A 15,238-nucleotide genomic window follows, 5' to 3' on the forward strand; every position below is an offset into this window, starting at 1 on the left:
GGGGGTTGCAATGTCTAGGCCGGACTGGTTGCTGGGGATCGACTTCGGCACCTCCAATACCGCCGCCGCGCATACTGGTGCGGTCAGCGGCGCGGTGGAAGCGTTGCAGCTCAGCCACAACCGCACCACGATGTCCTCGGCGGTGTTCGTCGAATCACCACACCAGATCGCGGTCGGGGACGTGGCCACCAACCGCGCCGAGAGCAACCCGGCCGCCTACCTGCCCTCCCCGAAACGGGTGATCGGTCAGGACGTGGTGCACGTCAACGGCTACGCGATCCCGTCGTCGGTGCCGGTCGCCGCGGTCCTCGATTCGGTGATGGCGCGGGCGCGGGCCGCGCACGCCGGGCAAGCACCCGCCCGGCTGGTCCTCACCCACCCGGAGGCATGGTCTCCCCGCGAGATCCAGGTCCTCCTCGACGCGGCCGCCCAGCTCGGCCTCGACGCCTCGCAGGTGACGACGGTCTCCGAGCCGCGGGCGGCGGCGCACTACTACTCCCGCTCCCACACCCTGCCCCCGGGTGCGAAGATCGCGGTGTTCGACTTCGGTGGCGGCACCCTCGATATCGCGGTGCTCGCCGCGAACGAGCACGGCACATTCGACGTGGTCGCCGCCCGCGGCGACAACGGTCTCGGGGGGAAGAACTTCGACGCCTACATCCGCCGGTGGGTCAACGAGCAACTCGAGGCCCGCAACCCCGAACTCGGTGACTATCTGCGGTCCGCGCCGATCGATATCCGGCACGCCCTCGACGATTCGATCCGCCGCGCCAAGGAACTGCTCTCGGAGGCGCCGTCGGCGACCATCACCGTCACCGGCGGCGGGCACACCGAAAAGTTCCAGATCACCCGGGAGGAATTCGAGGAACTCATCACCCCCGCTGTGGAGAAGGCGGTCACCCTGACCCGGGCAACACTCGCCGACGCCCACGTCACCGACCCCACCGGGCTGCATGCACTGTATTTGACCGGCGGATCCTCCCGGATCCCGATCGTGCAGGACCACCTCCGGGCACTGGGGCCGATCGCCACCCTCGACGACCCGAAAACTGTCGTCGCGCAGGGGGCGATCGCCGCGGCCGCCCCGATCGTCCGCGGCCTCGGCAACACCACCGTTGCGGGCGGAGCCCCGCGGTACACGCACCCAGGCCCACCCCCGGCCGCCTCACCCCGCAGCCCGGGCGGTCCGGCGGCGACCGCCCCCATCCCGAACCCCGGACACAGACCCGGCCCGGCGACCACCTGGCAACCCACCCCATCCCCGGCGCCCCCCGGCACCAACACCGATGCCGGGGGCGGGAGGAAGAAGGCGATGGTGCTCGGCGCCGCAGCCGCCGCCATCGTGGTGATCGCCGGAGTGATCGGGGCGATCACCCTCACCGGCGGCGACGAGAATGCTGCCGATCCCCCGGCCGCCGCGGCCGGTGACCCCGCAGCAGCGGAGCCGGCGGGCGCCTCCGGGAACGGGGCTACCGAGGTTCCGACCACGAAAGAGGCTGTACTGGCGGCGCTTCCGGCATCGTTGCGGTCCGATCTCACCGATTGCAAGGGCACCGGGGAGACCGAGAACGGTGGCGTGGAGATGCAGTGCACCCTGAAGGAGGGCAGCGCGTTGACCGCCGGGATCTCCGATCAGGACTTCCAGTCGATCATCGTCAGCGTCGACGCCGCGGAAGCGAAGAAGCGGGTCCTGGGGATCCGGCAGGGCTTTCACAACGACACCACCTCCACCGACAACGAGATCGTGGAGAACATTCCGCGGACCGCGGCCGCCCACATCGACGGTCCGGGCTACGCGGGCACCTACTCGATCTGGTATGCCAACGGATCGACCGGGGTGATGGCCAGCTTCGGCGACGCCCAGGGCCTGGCCGGGGCGAAAACGTTCCTCTCCCGCGCCGGCCTGATCAACTAAACCCCCACCAACACGCACATTTTCCGCGCCCGCCCCGGCTGTGTTTCCGGGGCGGGCGCCCCGCTGTGCGCACCGGTGTTCGGGTGCGGGGAAAAGTTTTTCGCTCGGCCGGGAACCTTTCGGGGCGTTCACCGCATCCAACTCTCGACAGCGCAAAGAACTTCGCTTTCCCCGCCCGATAGCTCCTCGACGACAAGGACTTCTGATCATGAGCAACCCCCGCAGCGCACAGGACAACCAGACCTCCGACGCGACCTCGGCCAGCCCCAACCTCACCGGGGACCCGCAGGACGCCACCTACACCCCCGCCCCGGGCATCGGACAGCCGCCGGCGGCGGGTGACCCGATCCCCGCCGCGGCCCCCACCGGCCCGGAAACCAGCGGTGATACCGATCTGGGCGCGGGAACCGCAGCCGAGGGCGATACGGGCGTCGTCGCGGGTGGGGAGTACTCCTCGCCGCGCGATGTCGACGGCGACGGGCTCGTCGACCTGATCCACAGCCGCGTCGAGGGAGTCGAGACCATCACCCATATCGACGAGGACGGGGCCATCACTCTCGTCGAGCAGGACACCGACGGTAACGGCACCTACGAGACCGGGATCGCCCCCACCGCGGGCGGGGTGCGGCTCGCCGAGGACCTCGACGACGACGGCACCGTCGACCTCGCCACCCACCTCGACTCCGCCACCGGTGCCCCGATCCGCCAGGACGTCATCGAGGGCGGGCTGATCACCGACACCCAGTTCGACACCAACGCCGACGGCAACCCGGATGTGCACCTGATCGACAGCAACGGCGACGGCCACTTCGACACCGCGGCCCTCGACACCGACGTCGACGGCATCACCAACGACACCCTGGTCGACACCAACGGTGACGGCACCTTCGATTTGCGCACCACCGACACCGACAACGACGGCTCCCAGGAGACGTTCGATACCGCCACCGACGGGCACCTCGGGTCGATCGAGCAGTTCGAAGCCCTCATCCCCGCCGAGGACCACTACCACGAGCAGGCCGGCACCTACCCCGGCGAGACGCCGGCCGAGCCCACGCCCACCGACCTGGCCTGACCCCAAGCCCGACCCCACCCACCACAGCGCCCTCGCACTCCCGGCCAGGATTCGGCCGGTGGGTGCACCCCCACCCCTGCCCCCTGCCGACGTCGGGTGCGGGCCGACACCTCACCCCGGGAGAGCACCGAATGGATGACATGCACGCGGACCTCACGGCCGCAGCCTGGTCCGCCGGCCCACTCGACGACGACACCTACCTGAGCGAACCGACCCCGGCCGAGGAGGACCTCGACCCGATTGACGGCCCGGTCGACGAGGATCCGTTCGCGGCAATCGTCGACCCGCCGGCAGCGGTGGATCTGTCCGGCATCGACCTGAGCGCACTCGACCCCGATCCAGGCCCGCCCCCGATACTCGCGCCGCCGCGGGACGAGGCCGACGTGAAGGCGGCCGACCCGGCGCCGGTCGCCGACCCGGGTACGGCACCCGTTCCGGTCCCCGAGGCGGGCGGGGACGGGGTGTACGGGGACCCGGTGGAATGGTCGGTGAACTGGTTCTACCAGCAGGTCGACGGGTACTGCGGGCCGGCGAGCGCCGCGCAGGTGATCGCCCAGTACACCGGCGTGGTCATCGACGACCCCCAGCACCTCGTCGACCGGGCCCTCGAACTCGGACTCACGCAGGACGGTGACCCCACCCGCGGCATGACGTTGCCGAACCTCGAGATCCTCCTCGAGGATCAAGGGGTGCCCTGCACGGTGCAGGACAGCTCGATCGACGACCTGAAAACCAAACTCGACGACGGCTACGGGGTGATCGCAATGGTCGACTCCGGTGAGATCTGGCACCCGGATAAAGAAGCCGAAGAAGACGACACGGCCGATCACTTCCTCATCGTCGCCGGCATCGACGAAACCCGCGGGGTGGTGATCCTCTCCGACCCCGGCGCCCCGAACGGCAACCAGATCGAGGTGCCCATCGACCAATTCCAGGAAGCCTGGGCCGACTCGGGCCACCGGATACTCGTCGCCGACACCCCCGACCCCGACCTGGCCGACCACCCGGACCCGGTGACAGCGCCGGTCGCGGTGGCGGTGACGGCATCCGGTCGGCGGTGGGCGATGATCGACCTCTAGTCGCCGGTCGCTACCAGCCGACGACAGGCCGGGCGTGCACACTGGACTACGCCACCCTCACCGACATCGGTGACGGTGACCGAAAAATGTGGTGCTCGGCGGGAACCTTCCGGCGATCCGGTGCATCCAACAGGTGGGCGTGCGCTGTGCCGGCGCACCGACAGACTCCAAGGAAGCGAGGTGAGAGCAGCAATGGACGACGATTCCGTCCTTGCCGCACTAGGGGTATCGGGTAATGCGCTGCCGCCCGTGCCCGACGAGGTGTGGGCGCGGGCCCTCGAGATCGCTCTCGACCCGACCACCGCGCCCGTCGACCCCGGCCTCGTCCCCGACCTCGACGACATCCCCGTCGTATCCGAGGACGACGAGATCATCCTGCTCGACGACGACACCGACCTCGACACCGACGGCCACGTCACCGGCCTGAACCACGACATCGATACCGACGTCGACGCCGACGACCCGGATGTCAACCTCCCGGCAGGCGAGGACCTTTTCGGTGACGACAGCGCCGACCCGACCCTTCTCGGTGTCGACGACCCGGCCGATCCCGGCATCGACCTCGGCGGGCACCACGACATCGACCCGCTCTAACCCACACCGATCCCGCCCTCCCCGTTTCTGGTGTGGTTCGCAGGGGAAGTTCCTGGGTCGGGCGGGCTGTATGTGACGGCGGGTACGATTCCCTCGGCGCCCGGGGCGGCGACTAACTAGTGATCACGGTACGGGGGGACCAGACATGGATGACGCGGACCTGATCGCGGCGTGCCGCGCAGGGGATCATCACGCCTTCGCCCAGCTCGTCGGCCGCTACCGCACCAACGCCTGGCACGTCTGCCTGCAGATCACCGGCAACACCCACGACGCCGAAGACGCCCTGCAGGACACGCTCACCGCCGCCTGGCAGAACCTGCCGAAGTTCCGGGGCGACGCCCGTTTCAACACCTGGCTGCACCGCATCGCCGCCAACGCCGCCCTCGCCGTCGTGCGCCGCCGCAAGAACACCGACAGCCTCGATGACTCCGACGGCGAGTACGGCATTCTCCTGGAAGACCCCGCACCCCGATTCGACGACCAGGTCACCACCATCGACGCGGTCCGCCGCGCCCTGGCCCAACTCCCGGAAGACTTCCGGGTCGCGATCGTCCTCGCCGAGTTCGCCGCCCTGCCCTACGCCGACATCGCCGAACACCAGGGTGTCACCGTCGCCACCGTGAAAACCCGAATCCACCGTGCCCGCAAGCAACTGGCCACCCTGCTCACCCCCGCGCTCGATCTTTAGAAGGCTCCGGCCGGGTGGCGCGGTGGCCACACCGCGGGTCAACTATCACCGGCGCTGAGCGGGAAATGATGCTGACTTTTCTGCTGTTCCCTCGTCCGCGTGGCCTGTCCGTGAAACGCGCCGACCGTCGCGGTCCGGGCGCCCTGGCGGTTCGGGTCCTCGGTCGTGCGGGAAGATGACCGGGTGAGCGATTCCGGACTGCTGCCCGACGACTACCGCGACTTCCTCGAACACCTCAAGACGCAGGTCCAGCAGGCCCGGATCCGGGCCACGCGGGTGGTCAACACGGAGTTGCTGCTGCTGTACTGGGACATCGGCCGGGCGATCCTGGACCGCCAGCATGCCGAGGGGTGGGGCAGCAAGGTCATCGACCGGCTCGCTGTTGATCTGCGGTCGGCGTTTCCTGAGATGCGTGGATTCTCCCGGAGCAACTTGCACTACATGCGGAAGATCGCCTCGGCGTGGCCGCGGAGCGCATTCGTCCAGCAGCCTGTTGGACAAATTCCGTGGGGACATGTGACGGTGCTGATCGACCGTCTCGACGACCAGGCCACCCGCGATTGGTACGCGGCCGCGGCGTTCGAGCGGGGCTGGTCCCGCAACGTCCTGTCCCACCAGATTAGGAACCGGCTCGACCAGAGGATCGGGGCGGCGCCGTCCAATTTCGCCGAACACCTGCCCACCGGTGACTCCGACCTGGCGCAACAGTTGGTTCGTGACCCCTATGTTTTCGACTTCCTGGATCTGAGCGATCGGGTCGCCGAGCGGGAGCTCGAGGCGGCGTTGATGGCCCGGTTGGAGCGGTTCCTGCTCGAGCTCGGGCACGGTTTCGCGTTCGTCGGTCGGCAGTATCACTTCGAGGTCGACGGTGACGATTTCTACATCGATCTGCTGTTTTTCAACTGGATCCAGGCCCGGTTCGTGGTGGTCGAGCTGAAGGTCGGTCGGTTCGAACCCGAGTACGTCGGCAAGCTCGGTTTCTATGTGTCCTGGATCGACGAGAATTTGCGCGATCACACCCAGCACGCACCCACGATCGGGATCCTGTTGTGCGCCGGCCGCAACGACAACGTCGTCCGCTACTCCCTGGCCGGGACCACCGCACCGTTGGCCGTCGCCGACTACACCTACGCGACCCTGCCCGCCCCCGTCCGGGAACTCGTCCCCACCGACGACGAACTCGCGTCCGCAGTCGGCGAGACACTCACCCACCTCGAGGCGAGCCGACGACCGGACGGTGATGCACAGCCATGAGCGATCGGTGAGATCGGTGAGATGGGTGAGAGGATGGCCGGCAACGCGCTACCCGCGGCGTATTCCGTGACCCAGCACGGGCCTTGACCCCGTTGACTGTGAGCACGAAAAGCGTTCTCACTCAGCCGCAATCCCAGCAATGCACAATTGTGAATTCGTGTGACGATAGAGAGGGCGACGATGGATAGCGATCACCAGGCACAGATCCCACGCAGAACTCGGCCGCAGCACACCGAGCACGGATACGGCACCTACGAATGGGACCCGCAGCACGGGGTGGTGTTCCGCATGGACCTCGACCAGTTCGGCACCGTCGGCGGCGTTCAGATCAGCCAACACGCCCCGCCCGTGGCGCCGACATCACCGTCTTCCCCGATCCCCCACACCCGATGAAGAATCCTCGATACTCGAACGCATTCAGGAGGATGACGCTGTGACCGACCGGACCACCGACGACCTCGAGCATGACCTCGCCCTGCTCGCGAACGTGCGCGCCTACCTTCGAGACGCGGAAGGGCCGGACTTCCGTATCCCGACCACCGCCCTCGATCGGGTCCTCGACGAACTCAACAGTCACGACCGACAACACTGACCCGCGCCACCTCCCCCGTTCTCAGCGACGATCCGGGTACCGCATCAACACCAGCCATGAACGGCAGCGATCATGTCGGAACCCGGCCCTTACCTTCGCCGTAACAGCACGGACGGGAGGAGGCCACGATGACGCTCGCCGCCGGCCCGGTGCTGCCACTGCCTGGAATGCCCCCCGTCCCCGTCCGGTCGCTCGAGCAACTCGCCCTCATCGGTGCGCCGCAACCGAGGGATGAAACCCGTTGCGCATCATGGTTAGGCGGGGTCAGCCCGACCGGGCGCGGATCCTTCCTGGCGGTGAGCCTGCCTGGACCGTCCCGCGGCGGCACCGTCCCGGCCAACTTGTTCGCGTACCAACTCGAATACGGGATCATTCCGCGGTTGGGGTGGTCGGGTACCGGTGATGCGGTGCTGTGTCACCAGTGCGCCTTCGACGGTTGTCCGAACCCACGTCACCTGCGTCTGGGTACCAACGCCCTCAACCGCAGCGAATACCACCCGCGCCACCGCGATCTCTCCAGACCTTTGGCCGACGTCCGCGGCACCGCCGGCCACACCCGCGCCGTCCGCACCGGTCCATCCAAGCAGGAAGGTTTAGAAGTGATCGAAGAACGGGTCCTCGCCGCCGGGACCGCTGGATCTCCCCAAACCTTCTGGTAGCCAGCGTTTTCGACGTCGAGGCATTCCAGCGCTACAACGTCATGCCGCCACGACTAGTTTGCCAAACATTCCGAAGCTTAGGCTGACAGAATCTAGGACTATCGGTGGTCAAGGTGGAAACCCTAGTCGATGTTACGCACACTTCGAAGGTTCTTTCGACACTCTGTCAGTCGGCCTTCAGTCGCGGTGCCAATCCAGTCGCCTCTACGAAGCCCGACTTCGTCTTACACTTCTTGATCAACCATTTCACGCACGACTCGGTATAGAGATAGTCCCTATGCACGCTGTCATAGATGCAGAACTCCGACCGGGTGTTCCCGGGATCATTGGATCCCTTTGGCGGCCGCCAGTTGTTCTTCCTCCATGCAGCCGCCATCTCGTATGACGGTGTGAACTGAAACGGAATCTCGGCTGACACCAACTCTGCGACTTTACCCGGCTTGAGCTTATCGTCGTTCGAAACGGGCCTTGTTTTCTGTTTTGTAATCACGTAGCGCTTCTTTGCTGCGATCTCTTCAGCCATCCGACGCTCGTCAGCGGTCAGGTCCTTGTAGTTGACAAACTGCAGCGACAGGTCCCCTTTTCTGTTGCCGCTCTCAAGAAGTATGGTCAGGCGCATGCAGTAACGGGGATCGCGCGAGACCTCATCGCTCAGGCCGGCGTCGTACTCGGCGAGGAAGGTACGCAGATCCTTCGGCAAGGTTTTTGTGAGCTTAAGCAGGTCGCTCTTGCCTTGGTCGGTGAAGCCGCCAATGAAAACTGGGAAATGAAGGCGGTGGGCAAGGGAATACTTGCGGCCAGCGAACGCCGTGACGAAGTCCTCATAGTTGAGGAGCATCGAGTGGCACTCACCGTTCACCACAGTAATTAGCGCGTCATCCGTGCCCGTGTGCCGGTGCTCGATCTTGTTGCGCAGCGCAATGAAGAACTCAAGATTCGCCCGCACGCGGACTGTTCGCTTGGGTACTCCTGCTTGAGGAACCACTCAAGGGGCTGTGACATTCGCTCCCCGTTGATCTGCTTGTACCGCCTTGGACGCTCGGACCTGAGGACGTGATAGTTTTCGCCGTCTCGCATCCATTTCGCCTGAAACGCATACAACCACGCGATGTGCATATGAATGACGAAGCCCTCCAGGGCACGCTCACGTCCAGCATCATTGAATAGACTGACGGCCAATAGAGCTTCTTGCTGCGAGGCCCTTAAGAGCAACTCCCAACGCTGGGGACGAGCCACTTGACGCGAGCCTCCTACTGTCACCGTGCCGCAACGAGAAGTTGCGCGTACAACAAAAGCCATCCAGGAACATTCTGACAGACCAGCACGATGGTCAGGCCGCGGCAGCCGCGCGGGCGCACGATGGCAACTGGCATGGTTTGGTGGTGAACGGCAGTGCCCGGACCGCACTGGCGCCTTCTTGATCGGTCTTCGACCCGCGGAACCGCACATGCTCCCCGTCCAAAGGGTGCATTGCAACGTCCCCACAGCTCAGGCCGACGAGATTGCTGCGTCGGACGCCCGGCAAACACCCGAGGGCACCAGTGCCTCTCCCGCTGGGTTAGGCATGCCTGCGGTCCGGTGGTATTGCCCGAAGACTGACACCCATCGACTCAGTGTGGATGGCGAATACGCCCGCTCCCTTCACCATTAACGATGTCGGCGGCGTCGACCAGGTACGGCGACAGTGACTGGGTGCGCCGGCAACGTTTTGTGTCCTCGGATCTCGCATCAGTTGCGGAAGCGCCGCCAATCGGAGGCGTAGACACGGCGGGTGCCTGGTGCCCGTGACGACGTGACAGCGCCGGCGATTCGTGTGGCTGTCTCCTCGCTCAGGTCCGGCGCCAAACCCGCTGGGCGGCCCCGACCACATCCGCGTCCTGATTCGGTTCCACTTCCTGTTCGAATGACAAAAGCTGGATCCTACTGGGAGTCACCGACACGATCATTCGGCGGGAATCGTGTCGGGACCTGCCCTTTCAAAGGCTCGTGCAGGTCCCTGTCGACGACTCAGCTATTGCACGAGTTCGGCGGCGCGTTTGTACAGGTCGATCCCCCTGCCGCTGTCGACGACAAGGCGTGGGGCGTTCGATGACAGGTCCGGGATGACCGAGAGGGTGAGCACCTCGCGGTCGGACAGGTTCGCGGTGTAGCTGACCGTGACTGACTGTTGAGACCCGTCGGGAGTCAACGTGATGATCTGCTTGCCCTTCGCCGGGACCCCATTGAGGTCGACCGGGTCGGGAACACGGAAGAACCCTTCACCTCCGGGCGCCCGGAAGGAGCCGGTGTCACAGACATTGTCAGCGTCATTGGCGGGGTGGGGTTCCTTCTGTGACTGCAACCCGATGACGATCATTTGTCCTTGACCGGTGAATGTCACCGTTTCCACCGTCGACCCTTCCTGGTAGGCCGCCGAGGACTGGAAGGACTGGGCGCATTGTGCCGGCCAGATTTCCATGCCCTCGGTAGTCGGTGTGGCCTTGGCGATCAGCTCCGCAGTCACGGTGGTCACACCAGACGCCTTCGCGGTGTAACCCTCTGGGGCCTGATCCTGCAAGGTGCTCAGACCTGTCGGCGACGACCCCGACGGATCATTGGCCGATGCCGAACCGCACGCGGCGAGCACGCTGCCGCCGGAAACGACCATCAGCACCGTCACCGCAACCGACGCCGCCCGGTGGCCCTTGCTCACATGCTCATCCTTCGCGGACATCCGCGTTCTCCTTGTTCCGTCGGGATTGGTGTGTTTCTCGCCGAGCTGGCGTGGGCTCACGGCGCGGCGTACTCCGGTGCCGAATTTTCTCATCAGCTTGCCGCCATCGCGGCGCCGCCGACGGCGAGCGGAATCCCGATCTGTGGCTGAACAACGACGAGGACGCCGACACCCACCACAGCCGCTCCGACCCCGACCTTCTCCCATGTCGAGAGTTCGTCATCGTCGTCGGGTTCGGCGGGCTTTGCCGGCGGCTTCGACACGGACGGCGGGGAAGACGCTCTCGGGGCCGCCGGCGGTGCCGAAGGCGACGGCACGGAGGTTTGCGCCGGTACCGAGGTCGTGATTTCCGTGGGCGGTGCAGTCGGGACCGCCGAGGAGAGCGGCACCGCGCTCGTGGTCGGCGTCGGTGCGGCCGTTGTCACCGGAATCTCCTGCACGGTCGTCACCGGAATCTCCGCCACCGAGGTATCGGGGAACTCCGGCTCCACCTGGGTGGTGACCTCCGGGACCACCTGCTCGGTGAAAATTTCCGGCTGTGTGGTGTACGGGATCTCTGGGTACGCCGTCGGTTCCACCGATGGTGCGGCTGACGGTTCGGCTGACGGTGCGACCTCGCGCGTCTCCGGGGAAGCGGGCGGGGGTGAACCTGGCTGACCTGCTCCCGGGACCACGATCTGTAGTGCTTGGTTGAGGTAGTACTCGGCAAGGGCTTGGAGGATCGCGACCTGGGCTTCACGCTCGTAGAGGCACAGCAACTTCCGATCCTCGTCGCTGAACTCCGGCTTGGGTGTCGTTTTCGGACCTTCCCAGTCACCGATCGACTTCTGCTGTTTGGAGCTGTTCCACTGGGAGTGCAGTGGACGCAGATTCTCTCGGGAATCGGCGATCTCGATCTGCTTCTCGAGGGGCAACTGCATGAACCCCGGTATCTGCACTAACCGATTCAGCGAGACGACATGATCTGCCTGCCAGTTCTTGCTGGGCGTATTGACATAGTGGTCGCCGTATTTGCCCGCCGCCACATCGTCCGTGACCCGGTCTCGATTGGTATCGGACGGCGCCCGTTTCCTCAGTGCGTCATAGGCCTGGACCTGCGTAGGAGTCAGCGCGGTGCGGTTGACGCCACCAGGGATCAAATCGGGTGTGCAGTCGGCCAGAACCTCCTCGAGCGACCGGCGAGCAGCCTCCTCCTCGAGAGTTTCCGCTTCCTGCGCCTCGGGAACAGCCGCACTCTCGGCGGGAACCGCAGGTTCGGCGTCAGGATCCGACAGGATCCCGGGTTCGGCCGGACCAGCAGGTGGCTGTCGCTGCCGCTGCGGAACCATAATGGGCCCATTGAGGTTCGGTTGAACAGTTAGTGGCGAGTTTGCATCGGGATTGGTTTCGGTGACCAACCCCTCGCCTGAGTCGGGACCGGGATCGACCGGATCAGTCGGATCGAACGGCTCGTCTTCCGGCTCAGGACCCGGGTCATAACAGGTATACGGGGCGGGGGGCGGCGGAACCGGTCCCGGATCCCCGGGATGCGCGGACAGCCATGACGACTCCCAGGCATCGTTGTACATCTGCGTTTCTCGTTCGCATCGCTGCGCCGGTGTCTCCGGGGCCCCATATGCCGGTTGCGTCAGCGCCACCACCGGAGCCGCCACCAGCACCGCACACACCAACGCCCGTAGTGCACGTCTCACAATCTCGCCTCTCCCCCGCGGTCCCCGCTCTCTACAACCACATGACAGGGCCGTAGGCGGCGACGGTGTCGTCGAAAGAGTCACTGGTGGTGGAGAAGGTGACGTAGGAGCGGATCGAGACCGGGCCCATGCACCCATCGATCTTGAGGTGCACGTTCTTCACCGACACCCCGGCCTTTCCGTTTGCCAGTTCCTTCGTCTTGAACGGCACATCCGTGATCGTGCCGGGCTTGAGCGTCGTCGAAACGTTCGGCTGAACCTGCGCACCGAGATCGGCTTTCGGCCCGGTGGCCGAGATCCCGATCGAGGGCCCCACCGAGAGGCCCAGACCCACCGCAAGTCCCGAGGACACATCGATGCCGCAGCCCACCTGATACCCCGTCTCGAGTGAGGCGCCGTTCACCGGCGCATCACCACTACCGGTGATATCGGCCTCGGCGCGGTACGAGACGAAGCCTTCCCGACTGAACTGGGAGGCAGCCAGGTTCGGAACCTGATTGACGATCTCGCCGGTCTTGCGGATGTTCAGCACCCACCCGTCGCCGGTCGTGGTGGTTTCGAACGCGTCGGGAACCGGATTCGGCTCCGCCGAGCCTGCACCCGCGGCAAGGACCATAGCCCCCACGGCCACAATCGACCCGATACTCAACCCGCGCAGCATTCTGACAGCAACCGACATAACTATCCCCCTCGTGAAACGTGAATCAGGGGGCGGGCACGCCGGATCGATGCCCCACGACCCCCCGCACGGCTCCGCGAACGGTAACAGACAACAACACCAGCTACCTTCCAGCTGTGACAGGTCACCGCGAATACGGCCCCGGCGTTGGGGCAAGGAACAGTTGCTAAAGTCATGGGCGGGAGAGGCCACGTCACGCGCATACTTCCGGGGGCGAACCCGTCGCACGACGAAGGATCAGAAAGGGTGTGGCTTGTGACCACGGACCAAGAAGTTGTACAGCTTCTGGCGACGCGGCATCCGTTCCACGATCTCGAAGCAATTGACGCCAACCAGTTAAGCGACGACGAGGCCGGCACCATCCCCCGATGGTGGATCGACGCGCAAACCTCGAACAATCCCGTCGACGTCGCGCTCCGGGCATGGGACAACGCGATCCCCGGGCAACTCCCGCGCACCACCCGGATCGTCCGGGACGCCGCACCCAGCCTCAGACTGTGCCGCGCGACCCTCTCTGAGGATGGCCGGACCGCCGTGGTTCTGGCCTACATCTTCGGGGAAGCCAACACTTCATACTTTCGAGTCGCATACGGGCTAGCACCATTGCCGCAGAACGAAATTCCGTTGTTCACCGCCGGGATCGATCACGGGCTCAGGACGTTCTATACGACCGTGCAGAACGGATTCTTCAACGAGGACCCCATCGGCCTGATGCCAGCTCAAGACATGCCGCGGATCTCGAACTTTGGGGAGGCAGCCGATTTCGAGTACGTCGGGCAATCACGGGACCCCGTGAGCAACGAGCTCCGTTTCGTAGAGATCGTGGAATCCGAGCTACCCGACATCGACCAACTCGTCGGCGTCTGCCGCGACGCCTCCGACAACGCAGTCGCTCTGGATACACGCGACGACACCGGTCGAGTCTGGGAGATGTGGCACGGAGGCCTCGAACGCGTCGACAAAACCCTTTGGGAGGCGATCGACGAATGGGTAACACGCCTGTTCGGAATCGATGACAACCATTGACAACTGGTCTCACCTCCACCTGACCGGTGGGATAGCCATCGGTCAGGTTCGCTTCAGCAGGAGTGCAGGACCTGGCTCATCGCGTCCTTCTCCGCCTGGGTTACCCACAACCGGTAGAGGGATTTGACGTCGATCTGGCGCGAGACGTAGGTGCATCGGTAGCTCTTGTTCGGCGGCAACCAGGATGCGGCGTCGGAGTCGGACTTCTTCGAATTGGTGGGGCCGTCCACAGCTTGCAGGTTCCGTGGGTCGTTGGCCAGGTCGCGGCGCTGCTCCGGGCTGAGCTGCTGGGCGCCCTTCTGCCACGCATCGGACAGGGCGACGACGTGATCGATCTGCACCGCGGTGGAGGTGTCCTGGCCACGCACGAACGCAATGGTGGTGCCGGTGTAGGGGTCATGCAGGGTGCCGGTCGCCACCACGCAGTCCCGGGTGCTGGCCTTATAGGTGAGGTCGACCAGGTCGCGGCGCAGGATGTCGTTGCGGGTGTCGCAACCGTTGTGGCCGCCCTCGACGCCGTTGTCGTCGGACCACGATGGGCCGAACTGCTCACGGGTGTAGCCGGTCTTCGGGGCGCGGCCTTTGACCGCCAGGGTGTCGAGCTTCGCCAACGCCGGTGCCACATCGAACCCCGCCGACGGGGCGGCTGGTGCGTCCCCGAGGGAGCCGGTGTCCGGGTTTGCATCGGCTATGGCCGAGCACCCGGACAGGCCAGCGCGGTGACCGCACCGAGGGCGAGAAGTGCGGTCCGGGGTCGATGACGCATGCGCCTGTTACCTTGTGACTGCTGTGCACACGAGTATCGCTGGTACCTCCGACAACCGCGGTAGTCGGCCCGGCTGAAATGCAGTGACGCGAGCTGCACGTCGAGCATCCTGGCGCCTGTGAAAGCTTGGGTCAGGCTGTGTGTCGGATCAGCTGCCAGCCGCGGTGTGCGGCGATGAGGCCGGAGACCGCCCCGAGGACTGCACTGAAAATGAGGCCCGCCGCGAGGAACGGCATGGGATTCACGGAGTCCGTGTCACCAGTGGCTCCATCGGAGGCGAACGGATCGCCCACATAGCCCACCGAGAAGCGGACCGGGTACGACAGCCACCAGGCGAACAGACCGGTGCATATCAGGCCCGCACCGAGCCCGAGGGCCGTTCCGATCAGTATCAGTGTCCGCACACGATCAACGTCGTAAACGTCGGCTGTGCTGTTACCGACGTCGTCCGCTGCACGGCGCCGTCATCGTTCCGGCAGTTCAGTCCCTACCTGCCCAAATCCATTG

General features: G+C 65.4%; 14 protein-coding genes and 2 pseudogenes. 10 read left to right on the top strand and 6 right to left on the bottom strand.

Annotation, left to right across the window (positions count from 1 at the left end):
• The first annotated feature begins 10 nt into the window (after positions 1-10).
• From GFS60_RS33345 to GFS60_RS33380, 9 genes are all read left to right on the top strand, one after another.
• Positions 11-1,915 (top strand): Hsp70 family protein, encoded by a 1,905-nt coding sequence (locus tag GFS60_RS33345; RefSeq protein WP_159928667.1) that lies wholly within the window; start codon positions 11-13, stop codon positions 1,913-1,915.
• A gap of 208 nt (positions 1,916-2,123) precedes the next feature.
• A complete protein-coding gene (locus GFS60_RS33350) occupies positions 2,124-2,990 on the top strand; it encodes a hypothetical protein (protein WP_159928669.1) in 867 nt (288 codons plus the stop codon).
• A 131-nt stretch (positions 2,991-3,121) separates the two neighbouring features.
• A complete protein-coding gene (locus tag GFS60_RS33355) occupies positions 3,122-4,069 on the top strand; it encodes a C39 family peptidase (protein ID WP_159928671.1) in 948 nt (315 codons plus the stop codon).
• A 180-nt stretch (positions 4,070-4,249) separates the two neighbouring features.
• Positions 4,250-4,663 (top strand): hypothetical protein, encoded by a 414-nt coding sequence (locus tag GFS60_RS33360; RefSeq protein WP_236603628.1) that lies wholly within the window; start codon positions 4,250-4,252, stop codon positions 4,661-4,663.
• 145 nt (positions 4,664-4,808) lie between these two features.
• A complete protein-coding gene (locus GFS60_RS33365) occupies positions 4,809-5,351 on the top strand; it encodes an RNA polymerase sigma factor (RefSeq protein ID WP_159928673.1) in 543 nt (180 codons plus the stop codon).
• A 183-nt stretch (positions 5,352-5,534) separates the two neighbouring features.
• Positions 5,535-6,605, top strand: a complete 1,071-nt coding sequence (locus tag GFS60_RS33370; RefSeq protein WP_159928675.1) for a PDDEXK nuclease domain-containing protein — start codon at positions 5,535-5,537, stop codon at positions 6,603-6,605.
• Positions 6,606-6,785: 180 nt separating this feature from the next.
• On the top strand, positions 6,786-6,998 hold the full coding sequence (locus GFS60_RS33375) for a hypothetical protein (RefSeq protein WP_159928677.1): 213 nt from the start codon (positions 6,786-6,788) through the stop codon (positions 6,996-6,998).
• 40 nt (positions 6,999-7,038) lie between these two features.
• Positions 7,039-7,197, top strand: a complete 159-nt coding sequence (locus tag GFS60_RS38800; RefSeq protein WP_201453693.1) for a hypothetical protein — start codon at positions 7,039-7,041, stop codon at positions 7,195-7,197.
• Positions 7,198-7,325: 128 nt separating this feature from the next.
• Positions 7,326-7,856, top strand: a complete 531-nt coding sequence (locus GFS60_RS33380) for a hypothetical protein (protein ID WP_159928679.1) — start codon at positions 7,326-7,328, stop codon at positions 7,854-7,856.
• A 166-nt stretch (positions 7,857-8,022) separates the two neighbouring features.
• Here the strand turns inward: GFS60_RS33380 and GFS60_RS40500 are convergent.
• The 4 genes and pseudogenes from GFS60_RS40500 to GFS60_RS33405 form a co-directional block, all read right to left on the bottom strand.
• Positions 8,023-9,305, bottom strand: a pseudogene (locus GFS60_RS40500) (DUF3644 domain-containing protein).
• Positions 9,306-9,867: 562 nt separating this feature from the next.
• Positions 9,868-10,569: a DUF5642 family protein gene (locus GFS60_RS33395; RefSeq protein ID WP_159928685.1), complete on the bottom strand. Its 702-nt coding sequence runs from the start codon at positions 10,567-10,569 to the stop codon at positions 9,868-9,870.
• A 92-nt stretch (positions 10,570-10,661) separates the two neighbouring features.
• Positions 10,662-12,260: a hypothetical protein gene (locus GFS60_RS33400; protein ID WP_159928687.1), complete on the bottom strand. Its 1,599-nt coding sequence runs from the start codon at positions 12,258-12,260 to the stop codon at positions 10,662-10,664.
• Between the two features lie 31 nt (positions 12,261-12,291).
• Positions 12,292-12,939, bottom strand: coding sequence for an MspA family porin (locus tag GFS60_RS33405; protein ID WP_159928689.1), 648 nt, complete (start codon positions 12,937-12,939; stop codon positions 12,292-12,294).
• Positions 12,940-13,086: 147 nt separating this feature from the next.
• Here GFS60_RS33405 and GFS60_RS33410 point away from each other — a divergent pair, with 147 nt between their 5' ends.
• Positions 13,087-13,965: a hypothetical protein gene (locus GFS60_RS33410; RefSeq protein WP_159928691.1), complete on the top strand. Its 879-nt coding sequence runs from the start codon at positions 13,087-13,089 to the stop codon at positions 13,963-13,965.
• A gap of 56 nt (positions 13,966-14,021) precedes the next feature.
• Here GFS60_RS33410 and GFS60_RS33415 read toward each other — a convergent pair.
• Together GFS60_RS33415 and GFS60_RS33420 are read right to left on the bottom strand one after the other, a co-directional pair.
• Positions 14,022-14,729, bottom strand: a pseudogene (locus tag GFS60_RS33415) (HNH endonuclease family protein); the annotation flags it as partial.
• Between the two features lie 133 nt (positions 14,730-14,862).
• Positions 14,863-15,135: a hypothetical protein gene (locus GFS60_RS33420; RefSeq protein ID WP_159928693.1), complete on the bottom strand. Its 273-nt coding sequence runs from the start codon at positions 15,133-15,135 to the stop codon at positions 14,863-14,865.
• Between the last annotated feature and the right edge of the window lie 103 nt (positions 15,136-15,238).

This window comes from Rhodococcus sp. WAY2 (assembly GCF_009859915.1).
GTDB classification, from domain to species: domain Bacteria; phylum Actinomycetota; class Actinomycetes; order Mycobacteriales; family Mycobacteriaceae; genus Rhodococcus_F; species Rhodococcus_F oxybenzonivorans.